The organism is Pengzhenrongella frigida (genome assembly GCF_004168625.1).
In the GTDB taxonomy this organism is placed as follows: Bacteria; Actinomycetota; Actinomycetes; order Actinomycetales; family Cellulomonadaceae; genus Pengzhenrongella; species Pengzhenrongella frigida.
This window is the reverse complement of the sequence record NZ_SDWW01000060.1, coordinates 1-19,775: the sequence shown is the minus strand read 5'-3', so window position 1 is coordinate 19,775 and position 19,775 is coordinate 1. Positions and strand designations below refer to the sequence as shown.

The 19,775-nt window shown below is 71.2% G+C and carries 21 protein-coding genes and 1 pseudogene; 14 read left to right on the top strand and 8 right to left on the bottom strand.

What is annotated here, in order from left to right; translation table 11 throughout:
* Positions 1 to 73 precede the first annotated feature (73 nt).
* Positions 74 to 361 (bottom strand): L-rhamnose mutarotase, encoded by a 288-nt coding sequence (locus EUA98_RS17755; RefSeq protein ID WP_130104027.1) that lies wholly within the window; start codon positions 359 to 361, stop codon positions 74 to 76.
* A 105-nt stretch (positions 362 to 466) separates the two neighbouring features.
* A complete protein-coding gene (locus EUA98_RS17750; RefSeq protein ID WP_207219142.1) occupies positions 467 to 1,537 on the bottom strand; it encodes a permease in 1,071 nt (356 codons plus the stop codon).
* A gap of 65 nt (positions 1,538 to 1,602) precedes the next feature.
* Here EUA98_RS17750 and EUA98_RS17745 point away from each other — a divergent pair, with 65 nt between their 5' ends.
* Entirely contained in the window at positions 1,603 to 1,953 is a 351-nt protein-coding gene (locus EUA98_RS17745) for an ArsR/SmtB family transcription factor (protein WP_242511681.1), read from the top strand.
* Between the two features lie 51 nt (positions 1,954 to 2,004).
* On the opposite strand, the gene EUA98_RS17740 is transcribed toward EUA98_RS17745, so the two are convergent.
* Positions 2,005 to 2,475: a MarR family winged helix-turn-helix transcriptional regulator gene (locus EUA98_RS17740; RefSeq protein WP_130104025.1), complete on the bottom strand. Its 471-nt coding sequence runs from the start codon at positions 2,473 to 2,475 to the stop codon at positions 2,005 to 2,007.
* Between the two features lie 87 nt (positions 2,476 to 2,562).
* On the opposite strand from EUA98_RS17740, the gene EUA98_RS17735 reads away from it, so the two are divergent.
* From EUA98_RS17735 to EUA98_RS17710, 6 genes are all read left to right on the top strand, one after another.
* Positions 2,563 to 3,138 carry an NADPH-dependent F420 reductase gene (locus EUA98_RS17735; protein ID WP_130104024.1) on the top strand — a complete coding sequence of 192 codons (576 nt, stop codon included), beginning with the start codon at positions 2,563 to 2,565 and terminating at the stop codon, positions 3,136 to 3,138.
* A 1-nt stretch (position 3,139) separates the two neighbouring features.
* The gene (locus EUA98_RS17730; RefSeq protein ID WP_130104023.1) at positions 3,140 to 4,291 is read left to right on the top strand and encodes a luciferase domain-containing protein; all 1,152 of its coding nucleotides are present in this window, start codon (positions 3,140 to 3,142) and stop codon (positions 4,289 to 4,291) included.
* A gap of 158 nt (positions 4,292 to 4,449) precedes the next feature.
* Positions 4,450 to 7,089: a winged helix-turn-helix domain-containing protein gene (locus EUA98_RS17725; protein WP_242511680.1), complete on the top strand. Its 2,640-nt coding sequence runs from the start codon at positions 4,450 to 4,452 to the stop codon at positions 7,087 to 7,089.
* Between the two features lie 132 nt (positions 7,090 to 7,221).
* Positions 7,222 to 7,914, top strand: a complete 693-nt coding sequence (locus EUA98_RS17720; protein ID WP_130104021.1) for a hypothetical protein — start codon at positions 7,222 to 7,224, stop codon at positions 7,912 to 7,914.
* Positions 7,911 to 8,630 carry a DUF2306 domain-containing protein gene (locus EUA98_RS17715; protein ID WP_207219141.1) on the top strand — a complete coding sequence of 240 codons (720 nt, stop codon included), beginning with the start codon at positions 7,911 to 7,913 and terminating at the stop codon, positions 8,628 to 8,630. The genes EUA98_RS17720 and EUA98_RS17715 overlap by 4 nt, the downstream gene beginning before the upstream one ends.
* Positions 8,627 to 8,884, top strand: coding sequence for a DUF8691 family protein (locus EUA98_RS17710; RefSeq protein ID WP_130104020.1), 258 nt, complete (start codon positions 8,627 to 8,629; stop codon positions 8,882 to 8,884). Before EUA98_RS17715 ends, EUA98_RS17710 begins: the two co-directional genes overlap by 4 nt.
* On the opposite strand, the gene EUA98_RS17705 is transcribed toward EUA98_RS17710, so the two are convergent.
* Positions 8,861 to 9,454 (bottom strand): helix-turn-helix domain-containing protein, encoded by a 594-nt coding sequence (locus tag EUA98_RS17705; RefSeq protein WP_130104019.1) that lies wholly within the window; start codon positions 9,452 to 9,454, stop codon positions 8,861 to 8,863. The genes EUA98_RS17710 and EUA98_RS17705 overlap by 24 nt on opposite strands.
* Positions 9,455 to 9,531: 77 nt before the next feature.
* Here EUA98_RS17705 and EUA98_RS17700 point away from each other — a divergent pair, with 77 nt between their 5' ends.
* Positions 9,532 to 11,118 carry an MFS transporter gene (locus EUA98_RS17700; RefSeq protein ID WP_207219140.1) on the top strand — a complete coding sequence of 529 codons (1,587 nt, stop codon included), beginning with the start codon at positions 9,532 to 9,534 and terminating at the stop codon, positions 11,116 to 11,118.
* On the opposite strand, the gene EUA98_RS17695 is transcribed toward EUA98_RS17700, so the two are convergent.
* A complete protein-coding gene (locus EUA98_RS17695; RefSeq protein WP_130104018.1) occupies positions 11,017 to 12,669 on the bottom strand; it encodes an FAD-binding protein in 1,653 nt (550 codons plus the stop codon). The two genes, EUA98_RS17700 and EUA98_RS17695, sit on opposite strands and share 102 nt — an antisense overlap.
* A 52-nt stretch (positions 12,670 to 12,721) precedes the next feature.
* Between EUA98_RS17695 and EUA98_RS17690 the strand changes: the two genes are divergently transcribed.
* The gene (locus EUA98_RS17690; RefSeq protein ID WP_130104017.1) at positions 12,722 to 13,315 is read left to right on the top strand and encodes a TetR/AcrR family transcriptional regulator; all 594 of its coding nucleotides are present in this window, start codon (positions 12,722 to 12,724) and stop codon (positions 13,313 to 13,315) included.
* A 12-nt stretch (positions 13,316 to 13,327) separates the two neighbouring features.
* Here EUA98_RS17690 and EUA98_RS17685 read toward each other — a convergent pair whose 3' ends face one another.
* Positions 13,328 to 14,215, bottom strand: coding sequence for a helix-turn-helix transcriptional regulator (locus tag EUA98_RS17685; protein WP_130104016.1), 888 nt, complete (start codon positions 14,213 to 14,215; stop codon positions 13,328 to 13,330).
* Positions 14,216 to 14,374: 159 nt separating this feature from the next.
* Here EUA98_RS17685 and EUA98_RS17680 point away from each other — a divergent pair, with 159 nt between their 5' ends.
* The 3 genes from EUA98_RS17680 (at position 14,375) to EUA98_RS17670 (ending at position 16,885) form a co-directional block, all read left to right on the top strand.
* The gene (locus EUA98_RS17680; RefSeq protein WP_207219139.1) at positions 14,375 to 15,421 is read left to right on the top strand and encodes a zinc-binding dehydrogenase; all 1,047 of its coding nucleotides are present in this window, start codon (positions 14,375 to 14,377) and stop codon (positions 15,419 to 15,421) included.
* A 272-nt stretch (positions 15,422 to 15,693) separates the two neighbouring features.
* Positions 15,694 to 15,861, top strand: coding sequence for a cupin domain-containing protein (locus tag EUA98_RS20590; RefSeq protein WP_350339514.1), 168 nt, complete (start codon positions 15,694 to 15,696; stop codon positions 15,859 to 15,861).
* Positions 15,862 to 15,898: 37 nt separating this feature from the next.
* The gene (locus tag EUA98_RS17670; protein ID WP_130104015.1) at positions 15,899 to 16,885 is read left to right on the top strand and encodes an aldo/keto reductase; all 987 of its coding nucleotides are present in this window, start codon (positions 15,899 to 15,901) and stop codon (positions 16,883 to 16,885) included.
* A 2-nt stretch (positions 16,886 to 16,887) separates the two neighbouring features.
* Here the strand turns inward: EUA98_RS17670 and EUA98_RS17665 are convergent, their stop codons facing one another.
* On the bottom strand, positions 16,888 to 17,262 hold the full coding sequence (locus tag EUA98_RS17665) for a DUF2255 family protein (protein WP_207219138.1): 375 nt from the start codon (positions 17,260 to 17,262) through the stop codon (positions 16,888 to 16,890).
* Complete coding sequence (locus EUA98_RS17660; protein WP_130104013.1) at positions 17,262 to 18,767, bottom strand: MFS transporter; 1,506 nt, start codon at positions 18,765 to 18,767, stop codon at positions 17,262 to 17,264. The genes EUA98_RS17665 and EUA98_RS17660 overlap by 1 nt, the downstream gene beginning before the upstream one ends.
* A 196-nt stretch (positions 18,768 to 18,963) precedes the next feature.
* Here EUA98_RS17660 and EUA98_RS17655 point away from each other — a divergent pair, with 196 nt between their 5' ends.
* Together EUA98_RS17655 and EUA98_RS17650 are read left to right on the top strand one after the other, a co-directional pair.
* Positions 18,964 to 19,533, top strand: a complete 570-nt coding sequence (locus tag EUA98_RS17655) for an NADPH-dependent FMN reductase (RefSeq protein ID WP_130104012.1) — start codon at positions 18,964 to 18,966, stop codon at positions 19,531 to 19,533.
* Between the two features lie 35 nt (positions 19,534 to 19,568).
* Positions 19,569 to 19,775: pseudogene (locus EUA98_RS17650) on the top strand (flavodoxin family protein); the annotation flags it as partial.

Below are 19,775 nucleotides of genomic sequence, written 5' to 3'. Positions count from 1 at the left end.
CTCGCCATCGTCTACCGAGCAGCAGCACTCCTGGCCGCAGTCATCACCTGGCTACAGGATTAAGAGACACGCCCTAGGGCAGGTAGAAGTACTGCTCCACCTGCTCCATGGCGGCGCCGGGCACGAAGTACTGCGCCATCGACTCCTGCCACCGGCGGTTGACGTCCTCGGACTCCATGCCGCGTACCGCGGCGCTGGCGTCGTCGGACTCGAAGTAGCCGACGACGAGGCCGTCCTCCGCACGCACGAACAGGGAGTAGTTGCGCCACCCCGTGCGCGAAAGGGCTTCGAGCATCTCGGGCCAGACGCGCTGGTGGTCCGCGACGTACTCCGCCAGGCGCTCAGGTCGGACCTGGAGCAGGAAGCACCGGCGAGGGGTGGCCGAGGCGTCGAGCGACGTGCTACTCGGTCTTGTCCAACTGCCTAGACGATCGGCAGGTTCTCGCTCGCGCGGCCGGCTCGTGCCTCACAGCCAGAGCGGGGCCAGATAGCCGAGAACCAGGGCGCCGACCCACAGCGAGGCGATGACCAGGGCCACGACCTTCCACCGCGCGATGAGCAGCATGCCGCTGATCGCTCCGACGCTGGTCCCGGCCCCGGTGATGAGAAACGCCAGGGCAGCCCCCGGCCCCATCCCGCCGGCCATGAAGGAGGCGACCAGGGGCAAGGACGCATCAGTGTTCAGGTAGATCGGGATCCCGAGCGTGGCTGCCACCGGCACCGACCACAAGGAGTCGGCGCCGAGGTAGGTCGTCAAGACCTGGGTCGGGATGAGCTCGATGAGCAGGTAGCCGAGCGCAGCGAAGCCGAGGAAGAAGACCACGAGGCGGCGACCGTTGAGGGCGAGCGCCCGGGCGAACTCCCCCAGCCGCGACGTGGGCGCCGTCGACCCGGAGCTCTCAGCACAGCTCGCGGCTCGATCGACGTCGGTGGTCGAGCAGCACGAGGCGGGCACCGGCTCGAGCACGACCAGCCCGGGGCGCCCGTGCCGCTCCGGCGGCAGGTCCACCCCGGCGGTCAGTGCGTCCGAGCCGCGGTGCGGTGAGCCGTCGCAACTCCCGACCGCAGCCGGCTGCGGTGCGCGCACGCGCGCCTGCCCGACCAGAGCGCCGCCGCGTTCGACCATCGACGTCACCGCGCCGGCGGCCAGGCCGATGACAATGGCGGCCACGAAGAAGGTGGTGGCGAACGAGGTCCCGAAGAGCCCGACGGACAGCACGTACTCGGCCGGGCTGGTCAGCGGGGACGCGACCATGAAGGCAACGACCGGGGCCCAGGGCACCGAGGACGCCAGCGCGCCCAGCACGACGGCGGTCGTCCCGCACGAGCAGAACGGGGTGAGCGCCCCCAGCGCCACGGCCCCCACCACGGCGAGCCAGGTTCGGGCACGCAGCCATCGGGCGAGCCGATCGGTCCCGACGAAGACCTGGATCGCCGAGGCGAGCACCACGCTGGCCAGCAGGAACGGCCAGTTGTGCTCGATCGTGGTCCACACGTCGAGGCCGACCCGACCGAAGACGTCCAGTAGACGGTCCATGACTCCTCCTGATATCATATCGATGAACGTCCATAAGATAGACACACACCGATGAAAGAGTCAAGGTGCGCGAGTCCACGATGTCGTCGGTGAAGTCCATGTGCTGCTCCCCCGTGCTCGCGGGCGCTCTCACGGCGCCGGAGTCCCAGGAGCTGGCCCTGGCGCTGAAGGTCCTGGCCGACCCGGTCCGCCTGAGGCTGCTCGGCCTGATCCGCTCCACCCCCGGCGGGCGGGCGCTGACCCGAGACCTCGTGGAGTCGCTCGACGTCACCCAGCCCACGATCAGCCACCACCTGGGCGTGCTGTTCGACGCCGGGTTCGTCGAGCGCGAGCGCGAGGGCCGGGAGACCTGGTACTCGATCGAACCCGACAGCTTCACCACGATCTGCCAGTTGCTCGACCCGCACGCCGGGTGATGGTCGGTCAGTGCTCGTCGGTCACGCGCTCGTCGGTCACGCGCTCGTCGGTCACGGCGCCATGCGCGCGTCCGGGTCGAGCCGCTCGAGCAGCGTCGCCATGATGTCGTCGAGCTGGCCCACCTGCGCGGGGCTCAGCGCGTCGATGACGTGCCGCCGCACGTTCGCGACGTGCCCGGGGGCCGCAGCCACGACCGCCGACCAACCCGCGTCCGTGAGCCGGGCATTCGTCGCGCGACCGTCCTCCGGGCACGGGCGCCGTTGCACCAGCTCGCGATCCTCGAGCCGGCGCACGACGTGGGACAGGCGCGGGAGCGTGGCATTGGTGCGCTCGGCGAGCGAGGTCATCCGCAGCGTGCGCTCGGGGGCCTCGGAGAGCATCGCGAGGACGAAGTACTCGAAGTGAGTCAAGCCGGCGTCGCGTCGCAGCTGGGTGTCCAGCACCCCGGGCAGGAGCTCCACGACCGCGACCAGCTTGACCCAGGCCGCACGCTGCGCATCGTTCAACCAGACCGTGTCCATGGTCACGACCCTACCCGTTTACTTGACAGAACAACCAAAGAGGTCCACTGTTAGTTGAACAAGCAACTAACTACCGAGGAGAGTTCCATGGCACACGTCACCATCATCGGCACCGGCAACATGGGCCAGGCCATCGCCGCGGTCGCGGGCCGGGGCGGCCACACCGTCCAGCTCCTGGGCCGCACCGACGCCGCCACCCAGGTCGACGGCGAGATCGTCGTCCTCGCCGTCCCCTATCCCGCCGTGGCCGAGGTGCTCGCAGAGCGCGGCGACAGCCTCGCCGGGAAGGTCGTCGTCGACATCACCAACCCGCTGAACTTCGAGACCTTCGACTCCCTGACCGTGCCCTCCGACAGCTCCGCCACCGCGGAGATCGCCGCCGCGCTCCCCCGGTCGCGCGTGGTGAAGGCGTTCAACACCACCTTCGCCGGCACCCTCGCTGCGGGCACGGTCGGCGCGCTGACCACCACCGTGCTGATCGCCGGCGACGACGCCGAGGCCAAGGCCAGCCTGACGGACGTGATCACCTCCGGTGGGCTGAACGTGATCGACGCCGGTGCCCTCGTGCGCGCCCGAGAGCTGGAAGCGCTCGGGTTCCTGCAGATCGGCCTCGCCGCGAGCGAGAAGATCTCCTGGACCGGCGGCTTCGGCGCCGTTGCCTGACATGACCTTCACGCCACCTGTCGTCGCGACCTACGGCAGCACCGACCCGTCGGCTCCCCTGGTCGTCCTGCTGCACGGGCGCGGTTCCGACGAGCGCGAGATCCTCGGTCTGGCCGCGCACCTCCCGACGGGGCCGACCTACGCGGCGGTGCGGGCACCGATCGCCGAGGGCGGCGGGTTCGCCTGGTTCGCCAACCGAGGGATCGGTCGCCCCGTCGCCGGCTCGCTGCGCAGCACGATGGACTGGTTCCGCTCCTGGCTCGACGACGCCGCGCCGACGGGCCGACCGGTAGTCCTGGTCGGCTTCAGCGGCGGGGCCGCCTTCGCCGGTGGCCTGGTGCTGGACGATCCCTCGCGGTATGCGGGGGCGGGCATCCTGTACGGCACCCTGCCGTTCGATGCCGGCCTGCCCACCGTCGCGGGCCGACTGGCCAACCTGCCCGTGTTCGTGGCGCAGGGCGACGGTGACCACGTCATCCCGCGCGAGCTCCTCGACCGGACGTGGAGCTACCTGCTGGCCGAGTCCGGTGCGCCCACCGTCGCGCAGCGTCAGCCGGGGGGCCACCAGCTCACCGCGGAGACGGTTCACCGGCTCGGCGACTGGGTCGCTCACCGGCTCGCCTTCGTCGCCCACCATCCCGCGACGCCGGATGCCGCACCAGACACCGACCGCGGCTGGCCCACGCTCGCGCTCGGCGAGCTTCCCGAGCGACGCGGCCCGCGACCGGAGGTGTCCTGGACGATCCCGCAGCAGCAACAGACCCAGAACGCTCCCGCGGACCTGCAAGAGCAGCTGTTCGAGGAGATCCGGACGCTGCCCGGCGTGAACGTCGGTCCCTCGCACATCTCGGTGCCCGGCGCGCGCGCCTTCACCCTGGGTGAGGGCTCCGACGACGAGCAGGCATTCCTCGTCCCGCAGGTCGCGGAGTTCGCCCATCTGCATCCGGCCTACGACGGCTCCCTGCACCTGGCCCTGCCCTCGGCGCTGGCCGCCGACGTGTCGACGAAGGGCTGGGGCCGACCCCACATGTGGGCCGGCACCCGCCTCTCCCCCGGCTTCATGCTCATCTACGGACCCCGCGACCACGACGAGCTCGCCACGGTCCGCGGCATCGTGGCCGCCAGCCATGCCCACGCGACCCGCGGCCTCTAGCCAGCCCCCTGCCCGGTAGCGTTGGCGGCGACACGCTCCTCGGACGCGGTTTGACGCCCTGGAATGGGGATGGTGTGGCAGGCCCGCTGATTGCGACGAAGTTGTACGTCCCGCAGCTGCGGCGCGGTCTGGTAGCACGCCCACGACTGCTGGACAGGATGCGTCGCGGTGCCGGCACGCGGCTGACGCTGGTGTCCGCCCCGGCGGGTTTCGGCAAGACGACGCTGCTGGCCGACTGGCTCACCGACGCTCCCGGTGGGGATCGGTGCGTGGCATGGCTCTCCGTCGATGCCTCGGACAGCGAGCCCGCGTCCTTCTGGACCTACGTCGCGACCGCGCTCCAGGGCGCCGTGCCAGCCGTTGGCTCGGCCGCACTGGACCTCATCGGCACCTCCCCCCTGCCGACCGAACTCGTGCTCACCACGTTGCTGAACGACCTGGCCGACACGCCGACCGAGGTGTGGCTCGTCCTCGACGACTACCACCTGGCGGACAACCACGACGTCGGCCACGGGATGGCCTTCCTGCTGGAGCACCTGCCGCCGCACGTCCACGTCGTGCTCAGCACCCGCGCCAACCCGGACCTGCCGCTGGCCCGGTGGCGGGCCCGCGGGGAGATGGTCGAGATCCGCGCCGCCGACCTGCGGTTCACGTCCGACGAGGCGGCCGCGTACCTCAACGAGGCGACCGGCCTGCGCCTGACCGCCGGGGACGTGGACGTCCTCGAGGCGCGCACCGAGGGGTGGATCGCCGCCCTGCAGCTCGCCGCCCTCTCGATCCAGGGGCGCGAGGACGTCGGCAGCTTCATCGCCCGGTTCGCCGGAACCGACCGGTACATCGTCGACTACCTCGTGGAGGAGGTGCTCGCGCACCAGAGCGAACCCGTGCGCGAGTTCCTGCTGCACTCCTCGATCCTCGACCGGCTCACGGGTCCGCTCTGCGACGCCGTCGTCGGCCGCCAGGACGGCAGCCGCCAGCTGGCGATCCTCGAACGGGCCAACCTCTTCCTCGTCCCCTTGGACGACTCACGCCAGTGGTATCGCTACCACCACCTGTTCGCCGATGTGCTGCGGGCGCGTCTGCTCAGCGAGCAGCCCGAGCTGGTTCCGCGGCTGCACGAGCGCGCCAGCCGCTGGTTCGAGAGCCACGATCTGGTGCAGGACGCGGTCCGGCATGCGCTGGCCGCCCGTGACTTCGACCGGGCGGTGCACCTCATGGAGCTGGCGGCGCCGGCGATCCGGCGCGACCGGCAGGACCCGATCATGCTCGGCTGGCTCACGTTGCTGCCCGACGACGCCGTCCGGCGCAGCCCCGTGCTCAGTGTCTTCTACGGCTACATGCTCATGGTCGCCGGCGACCATGACGCGGCCGAGCCACGATTCGACGAAGCGGAACGGGCGATGGCGGCCGTCCCGGACGGCGAGGCTCCGCCGTGGGCGAAGACCGAGGAGCTGCGCACGTTGCCGGCGACCATCGCCATCTACCGCGCCTCGATCGCGCAGGCGCGCGGCGATGTGACGGGAACGGAGGAGCACGCTCGGCGCGCGCTCGGCCTGGCCGGGCCCGACGACCACCTCGCGCGCGGCGGTGCCGCCGGGTTCCTCGGCCTCGCCGCCTGGGCGAGGGGCGACGTGTCCAGGGCGCTGGCGACGTTCACGCAGGCGGTGGCGAGCCTGCACGCGGGCGGCAACCTCGTCGACGAGCTGAGCAGCACCGCGGTGCTCGCTGACATGTGGCTCGCGGCCGGTCGACCCAGCACCGCGCGCCGACTCTACGAGCACGCACTTCAGGTGGCGCAGGCCCGCGGCGAGCCCATCCTGCGGGCCACCCCCGACCTGCACGTAGGGCTCAGCGAGCTGGACCTCGAGGCGGGAGACCTTGCGGGTGCCGGGCGCCACCTCGAGACCGCCGCGGCGTTCGACCAGCGCGCGTCGATGACCGAGAGCCGCTACCGCTGGTTCGTGGCGATGGGACGCGTCGCCGCGGCCGAGGGTGACCCGGAACGGGCGCTGGCCCTCCTGGACCAGGCCGAGCGGCTCTACCTGCGCGGCTTCTTCCCGGACGTGCGTCCGATCGCGGCGATCAAGGCCCGGGTCTGGATCGCGCAGGGCGAGCTGTCGCGGGCCGCCGGCTGGGCGCACGACCGAGGCGTGGCGGCCACGGACGAGGCGACCTATCTGCGCGAGTTCGATCACCTCACGCTGGTGCGACTGCTCCTCGCTCAGCACCGGGAGAACCCCGACCCCGACGCGCTCGGCCAGGCGGTGCGCCTGTTGGCGCGGCTGCGCGACGCCGGCACGACGTCGGGACGCCACGGAAGTCTCGTCGAGATCCAGATGCTCATCGCGCTGGCGCAGGACGCGCAGGGAGATCGGCCGCAGGCTCTGCGGTCCCTCGGTGACGCCTGGGCGCAGGCGCCTGAGCCGGTCGGCTACGCGCGGCTCTTCCTGGACGAGGGCTCCGCCCTGCGTGAGCTGCTGCGCGCCGCCGACCCCGGGGGCCTCGCGGGTGACCACGCGCGTCGCCTGCTCGGCCTCGGTGCACCCGTCGACGACGCCCGCGAATCTGGCGCCACCGGCTCCGGTCGCCCCGCGCCGTCGTCAGCCGACCCGTTGAGCGAGCGCGAGCTGCAGGTGCTGAGGCTGCTCGACAGCGAGCTGACCGGGCCGCAGATTGCCCGCGAGCTGTTCGTCACCCTGAACACGCTGCGCAGCCACACCAAGCGCATCTTCACCAAGCTCGAGGTCACCACCCGCCGGGCGGCGGTCGGCCGGGCACGCGAGCGCGGCCTGCTGTAGACCGGTCCGGGGGCGGCAGGTCTCACCACGTCGTTCACATCATGTGGTGATGTCCGGTCACCACGCCCATCCCTACCTTCGAGTCATCCCGCAGCGCCCGCCGCGGACACTCCAGAAGCGAAGGTGCCGGACATGACCATCACGACCACCACCCTCACCCGCGCGGCCGGCGTCGCCGCCGTCGTCGGGGGCCTGCTGTACCTCGGCGTCCAGATCAACCACCCCCACCTGGACCTCGACTTCATCTCCACGACCGAGTGGAAGGTTCGCCAGAGCATGAAGGCGCTCTTCGCCGTCCTGTCGCTCGCCGGCATCACCGGGATGTACCTGCGCCAGGTGAAGCGCACCGGAGTGCTCGGCCTGATCGGGTACCTCGTGCTCGCCCTCGGCTTCGTCTTCATGGTGAGCATCGAAGTCGCCGGCGCCGTCGTCCTGCCCACCATCGCCGGCACCTCACCCGGCTACGTCACGGACGTCCTCGCCGTGGCCGTTCCCGGCGGCCATGCGGCCGGCGACCTCGGCCTGATGCAGTCCCTCATCAACCTCGACGGCATGCTCTACCTGGCCGGCGGCTTCCTCTTCGGCATCGCCCTGTTCCGCGCCCGCATCCTCGCGCGGTGGGCCGCCGCGCTCCTCGCCGTCGGCGCCGTCGCCACCCTCGCGATCCCCCTGCTGCCGCAGGTGAACTTCAGGCTGTTCGCCATCCCGACCGGCGTCGCCCTGGTCGGCCTCGGCTACTCCCTGTGGCGCGACCAGCGCACCCCGGCCGGTCGTCCGCTGCCCGACGCCGTCAGCTCGCGCCTCGACCCGGCCGGCGCCAAGTGACCGTCCCCGCCGCGGCCCGCCCCACCCGGTCGACCCGGTCGGCCGGGTCGGCCGGGTCGACCGGGTGGGTGCCGTTCGCGCTCGTCGCCCTCGTGCTGATCCCCGCCGTCGCCGGCTCGCTCCGCCTGGTCGAGCTGGCCGGCGGCCCGCTCCTGCTGCCGGCGAACCCGCGGATGACCGCGTCGCCCGCGCCCGTGGTCGTGCACATCGTCTGCGCCGTCGCGTATGCCGCCCTCGGCGCCTTCCAGTTCTCCGCCGCGCTGCGACGCCGTCGACCCGGCTGGCATCGCCTGGCCGGGCGCGTGCTGGTGGTGCTGGGCCTGGGAGTGGCCTTCTCGGCCCTGTGGATGACGCTGTTCTACCCCCGACAACCCGGCACCGGCGAGCTGGCCTACGTCTTCCGGCTCGCGTTCGGGTCGGGCATGGCCGCCAGCATCATCCTGGGCTTCGCCGCGATCCGCCGCGGTGACGTCGGCCGGCACCGGGCATGGATGACCCGCGCCTACGCTCTCGCGCTGGGCGCCGGCACCCAGACGTTCACCCTGGGCCTCGGGCACGCAGTACTCGGCACCAGCGACCTGGTCACCGACCTCATGCTGGGCGCGGGCTGGGCCATCAACCTCGCCGTCGCCGAGTACGTCATCCGCCGGCACCGTGGGCCCCGGACCAGGCGCCGCCGAGCCGCCGCCGCGACCGCGACGGTCGGGTCCTCATGACCCGGCCTCCGCACGGACCGTCGCCGAGCTGCTACCGGCTCCGGGTCGCGGGGCACCTCGACCGGCACTGGTCGGCGTGGTTCGGTGGCCTCGAGCTGACCCATGAGGCCGACGGGACGACGAGCCTGTCCGGCGTCGTCTCGGATCAGGCCGAGCTGCACGGGCTGCTCACCAGGGTCCGAGACCTGGGCGTCACCCTGATCTCGGTCGAGGCCGTCGACCCTCCCGCCTCAGCCGGTCGGATCGCTCCGTGACTTTGCGCTGACGTGCATGCGCTCCCCCTGACGACCGAAGAGGCTCAAGACCTCCACCGGGTGCTCGCCCGTGCTGCCGAACCAGTGGGGCACCTGGGTGTCGAACTCGGCGACCTCGCCAGGACCGAGCACGAGGTCGTGGGCCCCGAGGATGAGGCGCATGCGTCCGGACAGGACGTACAGCCACTCGTACCCTTCGTGGGCGCGAGGATCCGGCTCCGACGTGGTCGTGGGGATGATGATCTTCCACGCCTGGATGCCACCGGGCTGGCCGGTCAGGGGAACGACCGTGCGACCGTTCGCCCGCCTCGGCTTCAGGCGCACCCGAGGGTCACCGACCTCGGGTGCGCCGACGAGCTCGTCGAGCGGCACCCGGTAGGCGTGCACGAGCGGTAGCAGGAGCTCCAGGCTCGGGCGGCGCTGGCCCGTCTCCAGGCGCGACAGCGTGCTCTTGGAGATGCCCGTCGCCTCGGCGAGCGCGGTGAGCGTGACACCTCGCTCGGACCGCAGCCGCTTCAACCGTGGGCCGACCTGGTCGAGCGTTGCAGCCATCGCTGCCGACGTGTCCATGCGCGCATTCTCACTCGTGGTTCCCGGAAACGGCAACGATTGTTGTTGCTTCGTCAGGTGCCGGAGCACCCTCGACCATGAGCAGATCCCCCGTCGCCGCCCCGCTCCACGAGGATTCCGGTTCGCTGTCCGAGGGGGTGCAGCCTGGCCCGATGATCGCGTCCCGAGCGAAGGGGACACCCTCGGTGCGATGGGCGCTCGTCGGGCTGTCGCTCACCATGCTGCTCGCCTCGCTCGGGACGAGCATTGCCAACGTCGGTCTGCCGTCGCTGGCGCAGGCATTCTCCGCGTCGTTCCAGGACGTCCAATGGGTCGTTCTCGCCTACCTGCTGGCCATCACCACCGTGGTCGTCAGCGTCGGACGGATCGGGGACATCATCGGCCGCCGACGGCTCCTCCTGGCTGGAGTCGCACTGTTCACAGCAGCCTCGGCCCTGTGCGGCACCGCGCCGACCCTCGGGTTGCTGATCGCAGCCCGAGCGGCACAGGGTCTCGGCGCCGCCGTCATGATGGCCCTGACCATGGCCCTCGTCGGCGAGACCGTGCCGGCGGAAAGGACCGGCAGCGCCATGGGGCTGCTCGGGAGCATGTCAGCGATCGGCACCGCGATCGGTCCAGCGCTCGGTGGCGTCCTGATCGCCGGCCTGAGCTGGCGCGCGATGTTCCTGGTCACCGTTCCGCTGGGCATCGTGGCGTTGCTCCTTGCCCATCGCCATCTGCCCCTCGACGGCCAAGAACAGACACCCGACCGGGTCAGTTTCGACATCCCGGGCACGCTGCTGCTCGCGCTCTCGCTCGCGGCGTACGCCACGGCCATGACGCTGGGGCGCGGCACCTTCGGCCCGCTCAACCTGGCCCTGCTGCTCGCCGCCGCCGTCGGAGTCAGCCTGTTCGTGCGCGCCGAGACGCGCGCGGCAGCACCGCTGATCCGATGGGCGATGTTCCGAAACCCGGCGCTGAGCGCAGGCTTTGCCATGAGCACGTTGGTCACGACCGTGGTGATGGCGACGCTGGTGGTCGGCCCGTTCTACCTCTCCGGAGCGCTTGCGCTGGACGCAGCCCAGGTCGGCCTCGTCATGTCATCCGGTCCCGTCGTCGCCGCGCTGACGGGAATGCCGGCCGGTCGATTCGTCGACCGGCTCGGCGCCCACCGCATGAGCATCGTCGGGCTCCTTGCGATGGCCGTCGGCTCCGCCATCGTGCCCGCGCTGGCCACGATGTTCCACGTCCCGGGCTACATCGCCCCGCTCGTCGTCATCACCGCGGGCTACGCCATGTTCCAGGCGGCCAACAACACCGCCGTCATGACGAGCACTCGGTCGGACCAGCGGGGCGTCACCTCCGGCCTGCTCAATCTGTCCCGCAATCTCGGACTCATCACCGGCGCATCCGTGATGGCCGCCATCTTCGCTCACGGATCGGCCACCACCGACGTCTTGGCGGCGAGCCCCGAGGCGGTTGCCACCGGGATGCGCCTCACGTTCGTCGTCGCGGCGATTCTCATCCTCATTGCCCTCGCCATCGCCATCGGCAGCCGTGAGCACTCGCGACGCACCCTGCCCTCAGTCTCCGGTGCGTGCCATGTGCCGCGCGGCCCGCAAGCCGAAGACGGTCGCCGGGCCGATCGTCGAGCCGGGTCCGGGGTAGGTCCGGCCCATCACTGAGGCCGACGCGTTGCCGGCGGCGTAGAGCCCGTCGAGGACGGTGCCGTCCTCGCGCAGGGCACGCCCGTCGACGTCGGTCAGCACGCCCCCCTTGGTGCCCAGGTCACCGATGACGATCTTCACCGCGGTGAACGGGCCCTTCTCGAGCGGACCGAGGTTGGGGTTCGGGTGGACGGTCGGGTCGCTGTAGTAGCGGTCGTAGGCCGAGTTCCCGCGTCCGAAGTCGCCGTCGATCCCGGCCCGCGCCTGGCCGTTGAACCGGTCGACCGTCGCCACCAGCCGCGCCGGGTCGAGCCCGATCGCCGTCGCGAGCTCGCCGATCGAGCCGGCCTTGGCCGCCAGGCCCTGCGCGGCCATCGCCTTGGTCACCCGGGGATCCATCGCATAGCTGCGCAGGTACCGGCGCGCGTGGTGAGCGTCGGCCACCAGCCAGTAGGCGCCGTCCTTGTCGTGCTCGAGCATGTGATGCCCCAGATCGACGTACGACTCCGACTCGTTCGCGAACCGGTCCCCCCGGCCGTCCACGATGATCGAGTACGGCAGCGAGCGCTCGCCGACGAGGAAGCTGGGGTCGTGCCCCTCGGGGGCGGCCGTCGAGGCGCCCCACCACGCATCGTCCATGAGCTCCAACGCCGCACCCGCCTCATGGGCGAGCGCGATCGGCAGGCCCAGGTTGCCCGGATTGCCCGACGGCGCCCCGTCGATGCCGTGGTGCTTCTGGCGCAGGTCGACGTTGTGGTCGAAGCCGCCCGACGCGAGCATCACCCCGCGGCGAGCGCGGACGGTCACAGACCGACCGGCCCGGGTCGTGCGGACGCCCACGACCCGGCCGGAGTCGATGAGGAGCTCCTCGAGCGGCGCCTCGAGCCACAGGTGCCCGCCCTGCTTCTGGACCACGGCGTCGAGGAACGAACACGCGAGCCCGGCGCCGATCCCCACCAGCAGGCGACCGCGCGCGAGCCCGCCAGCCACCCGCCCGACGAACTGGGCGCCGCGCCGAAACCCGCTGGGGGTCACCCAGGAGCGCTCGAGCTCCCACATGTCGCTGGTCAGCAGCGGCAGCGGCATCAGGGCCCGGCAGCTGCTCCACCACGCACCGATCTGCCGGCGGTCGAACGGGACGGACTCGATGGCCCGCCCGATCTTGCCGCCGGGCAGCTCGGGGTAGTAGTCGGGATAGTCGGGAGCACGCACGAAACGCATCCCGTGCTTCTCGGCGGTGGTGACGAGGTCCTCGACGCCGTCGACGAAGGCCGCCTTGCGCTCGTCACTGGACGCGCGCCCCTCGTCGCCGACGGTCGCGTCCATGTACGTCAGTGCATCGGCCCTCGAGTCGCCGGCCCCGGCGCGCCGCATCAGCGGGTTGTCCGGCAGCCACATCCCGCCGCCGGACATGGCGGTGCTGCCGCCCCACTTGTCGGTCGACTCCAGGATGAGAACGGTCAAGCCTTCATCGACCGCGCCGAGGGCGGTGGCGAAGCCCGCCCCACCGCTGCCGACCACCACGACGTCGTACGTCTCATCGAACACGCGCTCCGGCACCTGGGACACGGTCAGCTCCCTCTCTATCCGGACAGCCCTGTCCGGTACGTAGGATGCGAGCATGCCAGCCGAACCGCGCAAGAGCAACAGGGGTCCCGCTGCCGCGGCGGCCAACCGTCACGCCCTGCTCGACGCCGCCCGACGCGTGTTCGCCGCGCAGGGCTACCACGCGCCCCTGAACGCCGTGGCCCGGGAGGCGGGCGTCGGGCAGGGCGTCCTCTACCGGCACTTCCCCACCCGCCTGGATCTGGCCCGCGCCGTCTTCGCGCAGAACATCGACGAGCTGGAGACGATCGCCGCGGTGCCCGGGGCCGAGGCCTTCGAGCGCCTGTGGCGCCGGCTGGTCGAGATGACCATCGAAGCGTCCGCGTTCGTCGAGCTGGCCGTCGACTCCCGCCGGCAGCTGGCGCAGGACGACGGGGAGCGTCGCCTGCGGTCGATGCTCGACGCGACGCTGCCGCCCGCCCGCGAGGCAGGCGTCGTCGACCACCGGCTCACCACGGACGACGTGCTGCTCGCCCAGAGGATGATCTTCGGCGTCGTCGTGACCACGGTGGATCCCGCACAGATCACGGTGTTCGTCAGGGACGCGCTGCGCCTCGTGCCCTCGCTCCCGTCCGCGGTCCGCGACCGGGAGTCCACGCAGCCACCGTGAGGGGACGCGCCGTCAGGTCCGGTCGGGCGCGGGCACGCCCTCGCCCTGGATGGTCGTCGCGGCCCAGCTGGCCAGCAGCTGCAGCGCGTCTGCGGCCGTGGTGCCCGGTGCCGCGGTGTAGACGAGCATCGTCAGGCCGGGGTCGGCCGGCATCGGCAGGGTGTCGTACATCAGCTCGAGGCGTCCGACGACGGGGTGATTGATGAGCTTGTTCCCGGTGCGGTGCAGGCGGACGTTGTGCGCCGCCCAGCGGGTGCGGAACTCCTCGCTGCGGGTCGACAGCTCCCCGACGAGGTCGGACAGCGACCGGTCGTACGGGTTGCGTCCGGCCTGGGCTCGAAGGACGCCGACGGTGTCGTCCGCCGCGCGCTCCCAGTCGATCCAGAAGTCGTGCGCGCCGGGGTCGAGGAAGGCGTACCGGGCGTGGTTGGCGGGGCGGACCGGATCGCGGTAGAGCTCCGAGTACAGCGCCCGGCCGAGCGGGTTCGTGGCCAGGATGTCCAGGCGATCGTTGCGCACCAGCGCCGGGGCGCCAGTCATGGCGTCGAGCATGGCCTGCACGCTCGGGCGGATCCGAGACTGGGGGGCGCGCCGCCGGGCGCGGGTGGCCGGAGTCGCTCGCGCCGCCCGGGCGAGGTCGTACAGGTGGATCCGTTCGGCCTCGTCGAGCTGCAGGGCCGTGGCCAGGGCGTCCAGGACGGACTCGGACACCCCGTTGAGGTTCCCGCGCTCGAGCCGGGTGTAGTAGTCGACACTGACGCCGGCCAGCATGGCGACCTCTTCGCGTCGCAGCCCGAGCACCCGTCGGTGGGTGCCGTAGACCGGGAGGCCCGCCTGCGCGGGGGTGATCTTGGCGCGTCGGGTGGCCAAGAAGTCCCGGATCTCTTCACGGTTGTCCATGCGACGACGGTACGGCGACGGCGATCGAACAGACAGGCCCTGCCAGTACCTGCACCAGCAGGGACTCCCCCGTCGTCCGCGGGACGTGTTGTCTGGAGGCAACCGGGCGCGCAGTAGACGGCGCGTCCTTCGAACGTTGATCTCGTCCCTGGAGGACACATGCGAGCGACATTCATGTACGGCGCGGGCGACGTGCGGGTCGAGAACGTGCCCGATCCGACGATCCAGGCGCCGACCGACGCGATCGTGCGGGTCGTGCTCGCCTGCGTCTGCGGCTCCGACCTGCACCCGTACCACGGCATGCCCGCCACGGGCACGGGCGTGCCGATGGGCCACGAGTTCCTCGGCGTGGTGGAGGAGACCGGCCGCGAGGTGACGACGGTGCGCAAGGGCGACTTCGTCATCTCCCCGTTCGCCTTCCAGGACAACACCTGCCAGTTCTGCCGCGAGGGCGTCCAGACCTCCTGCGTGCACGGCGGGTGGTACGGCGCGGGCGGTGTGGGTGGTGGCCAGGCCGAGGCGATCCGCGTGCCCCAGGCCGACGGCACCCTGGTCACGACCGGCTCCGCCCTGGAAGACACGGACCAGACGCTGCTGCCCTCGCTGCTGACCCTCTCCGACGTCTACCTCACCGGGTACCACGCGGCCCACATGGGCAAGGTGACCGCCCGCACGACCGTCACCGTGATCGGCGACGGCGCCGTGGGCCTGTCCGCGGTGCTGGCCGCCAAGCAGCTGGGCGCCGAGCGCATCATCCTCATGGGACGCCACGCCTCACGCACCGACCTGGGTCGCGAGTTCGGCGCCACCGACGTGGTCGCCGAGCGTGGAGAGGAGGGCATCGCCAAGGTCCTCGAGCTCACCCGCGGTGAGGGCACGCACGTCGTGCTCGAGGCCGTCGGCCTCATGCCTGCCTACGAGATGGCCTACGGCGTGGTCCGCCCCGGCGGCGTGATCAGCCGGGTCGGCGTGCCGCAGTACGAGGCAGCCCCGATCGGGTTCGGCTCGCTGTTCGGCAAGAACGCGACCCTCACCGGCGGTCCCGCGCCCGTGCGTGCCTACATCGAGCAGGCCCTCCCGGACGTGCTGGCCGGCCGCATCAACCCTGGCCGTGTGTTCGACCGGACCGTGAACCTCGACGACGTGGCCGTGGGCTACAAGGCCATGGATGCCCGCGAAGCCCTCAAGGTCCTCGTCACCCCGTGACCCCGCCGCAGTCGGACGACCCCCACCAAGGAGCACGACCATGGAGATCCAGGCCAAGCAGCCCTCGACGCACGGCCCCGCGGCGCTGTTCACCGGTGACGTCTGGTTCGACGTGATCGCCGCGGGGGTTGCTCCCTCGCGCCTGCGCGTGAACATCGTGCGGTTCGCGCCCGGGGCGCGCACCGCCTGGCACCGCCACGCGACGGGCCAGACCCTGCACGTCACCGACGGCGTCGGCCTGGTCCAGGCCAGGGGGCGGCGAGGTCATCGAGATGCGGCCCGGCCAGACCGTCCACACCCCTCCCGGCCAGTGGCACTGGCACGGTGCCACCCCCGAGCACTTCATGTCGCACCTGGCCATGTGGGAGAGCTCCGACAGCGACGAACCCGACGCGACCTGGGGCGAACACGTCAGCGACGTGGAGTACCTGCAGCGCTGACCGACGTCGACCACCCCGCATCGAGAAGGAGACGACCATGCACACTCGCACCCTCGGCCAGGGCCTTGCGGTCTCGGCCCTCGGCCTCGGAGCCATGGGCATGTCCCAGGGCTACGGCCCCAACCCCGGCGACCGCGACGACATGGTCGCCGTGCTGCGCGGCGCGGTCGAACGGGGCATCACCTTCATCGACACCGCCGAGGTCTACGGCCCGTACGTCAACGAGGAGCTCGTCGGCGAGGCCTTGGAGCCGGTGCGCGACCAGGTGGTGATCGCCACGAAGTTCGGCTGGAACATCGTCGACGGGCAGATGCGGGGGGTGAACTCGCGGCCCGAGCAGATTCGCCGGGTCGCCGACGCGTCCCTGCGCCGGCTCCGCACCGACGTCATCGACCTGTTCTACCAGCACCGCGTCGACCCGGCCGTGCCCATCGAGGACGTCGCCGGGACGGTCAAGGAGCTCGTGGAGGCCGGTAAGGTCCGCCATTTCAGGCTGTCAGAGGCCGGCGCCGGCACGATCCGTCGCGCCCACGCCGTCCACCCGGTCACCGCGGTCCAGTCCGAGTACTCGCTGTGGACCCGCGATCCCGAGCCGGAGGTGCTACCCGCCTGCGCCGAGCTCGGTATCGGCTTCGTCCCGTTCAGCCCGCTCGGCAAGGGCTTCCTCACCGGGACCGTCACCCCCACCACGACCTTCGCCGACGGCGACATCCGCCGGACCATCCCCCGCTTCACCCCGGAGAACCGTGACGTGAACGCCGCCATCGTCGAGCACGTGCGCGCCCTCGCCGCGGCCAAGGGCGTCACCCCGGGACAGATCGCGCTGGCCTGGCTGCTCGCCCAGCAGCCGTGGATCGTGCCGATCCCCGGCACCCGCCGCCTCGAACGCGTCGAGGAGAACGCCGGCGCGACCCAGGTCCCGCTGTCCGCCGACGACGTCGCCGACCTCGACGGCCTCGCCGCCCGGCTCGGTGTGCACGGCAACCGCTACAACGATGCCGGGCTGGGCATGGTCGGCCTCTGACGTCAGCGGGGCAGAAGGCGAATGGTCACCGGGTGTGCCCGGGGGCCCACGACGCTGCCCACGATCTGCGGCCCGTACCGGTCGTACTTGGCGTGATAGGCAGCGTCGATCGCGGCCTGCACGGTCGCGCCCACCTCGGCGAAGGTCACGTCGCGCTCGAGGCCACCTGCGCGGATACGCCCGGTGCCGCTGGCCTGCGCACGGACGAACCAGGGGTTGGTCGAGCCGTAGGCCGAGCGCACGTACAGGTCATCTCCGGCCTGCACGGTCCAGACAGTCACATACGGTCGCAGGGTTCCGTCCGGTCGGGTCGAGGCGATCTGCAGCTCCTCCGCCCGCCCGATCTTCGTCAGCTCGTTGCTGGTCCACGTCGTCATCATCGTCGTCCTGTCGGTATCTGAGATCCGGGCACTTGAACCACGGTGCGCCGCGGGCGCAGCTCACCGGCCACCACCTGGGGCACCGGCGGGCCCGGCCGGGACCCCGGTCGCCGACGGACGATGAGCAGCAGCACCAGAGCCAGCGCGAGGGCGAGCATCACCGCGCTGCCGGTGAGCGCGGCGGTGACACCGCTCGCCAGACGTTCGACGGCGCTGCTGCCGGACGTCGCGGCCGCCGCGACGGTCACCAGGACGCCCAGGCCCAGCGCTCCCCCGAGCTGGTGGGCGGCGTTGATCACACCGGACGCGGCACCGGCGTCCCGCGCGGTGACCCCCGAGATGCCGGCTGCCGTCAAGGGTCCGAACGCAAACCCCTGGCCCGCACCGATGAGGACGAGGGGCAACGCGATGCTCACGAGGTAGGAGCCGTCGGTTCCCAGGCGACTCAGCCAGGCCATGCCGACGAACGTGACCGCCACCCCGAGCGCCAGCAGGCGCGGCCCGCCCATGGTTGCCGTCAGGCGCGGGACGGTCAGCGCGACGGCGAAGTTGATGATCGTCATCGGCAGGAAGGCCGCGCCCGCCTGCAGCGGGGTGTACCCGAAGACGCCCTGCAGGAACTGGGACAGGAAGAGGAAGTAGCTGATCATCGCCCCGATGAACAGCAGGCGGGCGGCGTAGGCACCGTTGCGCTCCCGGCTCGCAAACAGCCTCAGCGGCATGATCGGCTGCGCCACGCGCGACTCGACCACGACGAACCCGGCCAAGAGCAGTGCCCCGGCGACCAGGGCGGCAAGCGTTCCCAGGTCGTCCCAGCCGGTGTCCGCAGAGCGGACGATGCCGTAGACGAGCGACGTCATACCCAGCGTCGAGGTGAACGCACCGGTCAGGTCCAGCCGGCCCGGCCTGCCCTCGGTGACGGGGACGTACCGGCGCACAGCCCAGACCAGGACGACCCCGATCGGGAGGTTGATGAAGAATCCGACCCGCCAGGACAGCCAGGCGGCGATGAAGCCGCCGAGCACCAGCCCGAGAGCCGCTCCTATCCCCGCCACCGAACCGTAGGCAGCCACGGCCCGGGTGCGCGCAGGGCCCTCAGCAAAGGTCGCGGTGAGCAGGGCGAGGGTGGATGGGGCCAGGATGGCGGAGCCCACGCCCTGCATGGCACGGGCAGCCACGAGCAGGCCGCCGGACGGGGCCGCGCCGACAACAACCGAGGCGAGCGTGAACCACGTCAGCCCGAGGAGGAACACCCGGCGGCGCCCCAGGAGGTCACCGGCCCGGGCGCCGAGCAGGAGCAGGCCCCCGAACGTGAGGGTGTAGGCGTTCTGGACCCACGAAAGACCCGTCGGCGAGAACTCGAGATCGTCCTGGATCCGAGGCAGGCCGGTGATGATGATCGAGTTGTCGATGATGATCATCACGTAGCTGATCAGGATGATCGTCAAGATCGCGGTCGGGTGCGAGGTCCGGGACGGGGACGAGGCGGTGCGAGCGGGCATGGCTTCTCTCGGGCGTTTGCTGAGCGGTGGATGCTCCAAGGAAACCGCGCGTGGCGCGGTTGCGGGAGTCCCTGCTGATCCAGGTACTGCCGGGGCCCCCACGCGAGGGCCCGAGACCGGCGCTGACGTTCCCTCGCTCCGGAGCGCTGGGTACCATCGAAAATCGGGTCGAATCGGATCAAGACGAGGAGCAGTCATGACCACCTACACAGTCGGCTATTTCGTCGGGAGCCTCTCGTCGAAGTCCATCAACCGCATCCTGTCCAAGGCACTTGTCCGTCTCGCACCCGACAATCTCGAGTTCTTCGAGATCCCGATCGGCGACCTCCCGCTCTACAGCCAGGACTACGACGACGACTTCCCGCCGGAGGCGATCGCCCTGAAGGAGGCGATCGGCCGCGCCGACGCAATCCTGTTCGTCACCCCGGAGTACAACCGGTCCATCCCGGGAGCGTTGAAGAACGCGATCGACTGGGCCTCGAGGCCGTGGGGGCAGAACTCCTTCGACCACATCCCCGCGGCCGTCATCGGCGCCTCGATCGGCGCCATCGGCACCGCGGTCGCCCAGCAGAGCCTGCGCGCAGTCCTCAGCTTCTGCAATGCCCGGCAGATGACCGCACCCGAGGCCTACATCCACTACTCGCCCGAGGTCTTCCTGGACGACGGCGAGGTCACCAACGACGCGACTGCGGCCTTCCTGAGCAACTTCATGGTCGAGTTCCGCGACCATCTCGTTCGAGTCCTCACCGTCCTGCCACGGCAGTAGTGCCCACTCCGGCCGACCACCCCACGGGAGCGACCATGGACTCTCTCGACTTCTCTGACCTGCGTGCGGTGTTCGTCAACTGCACGCTCAAACGCTCCCCCGAGATCTCGCACACCGCGGGCCTGATGGCCATCAGCGAAGCGATCATGCGCAAGCACGGGGTCGTCGTGGACGAGATCCGCGCCGTCGACTACGACCTCGCACCCGGGGTGTATCCCGACATGACCGCCCGCGGCTGGCCC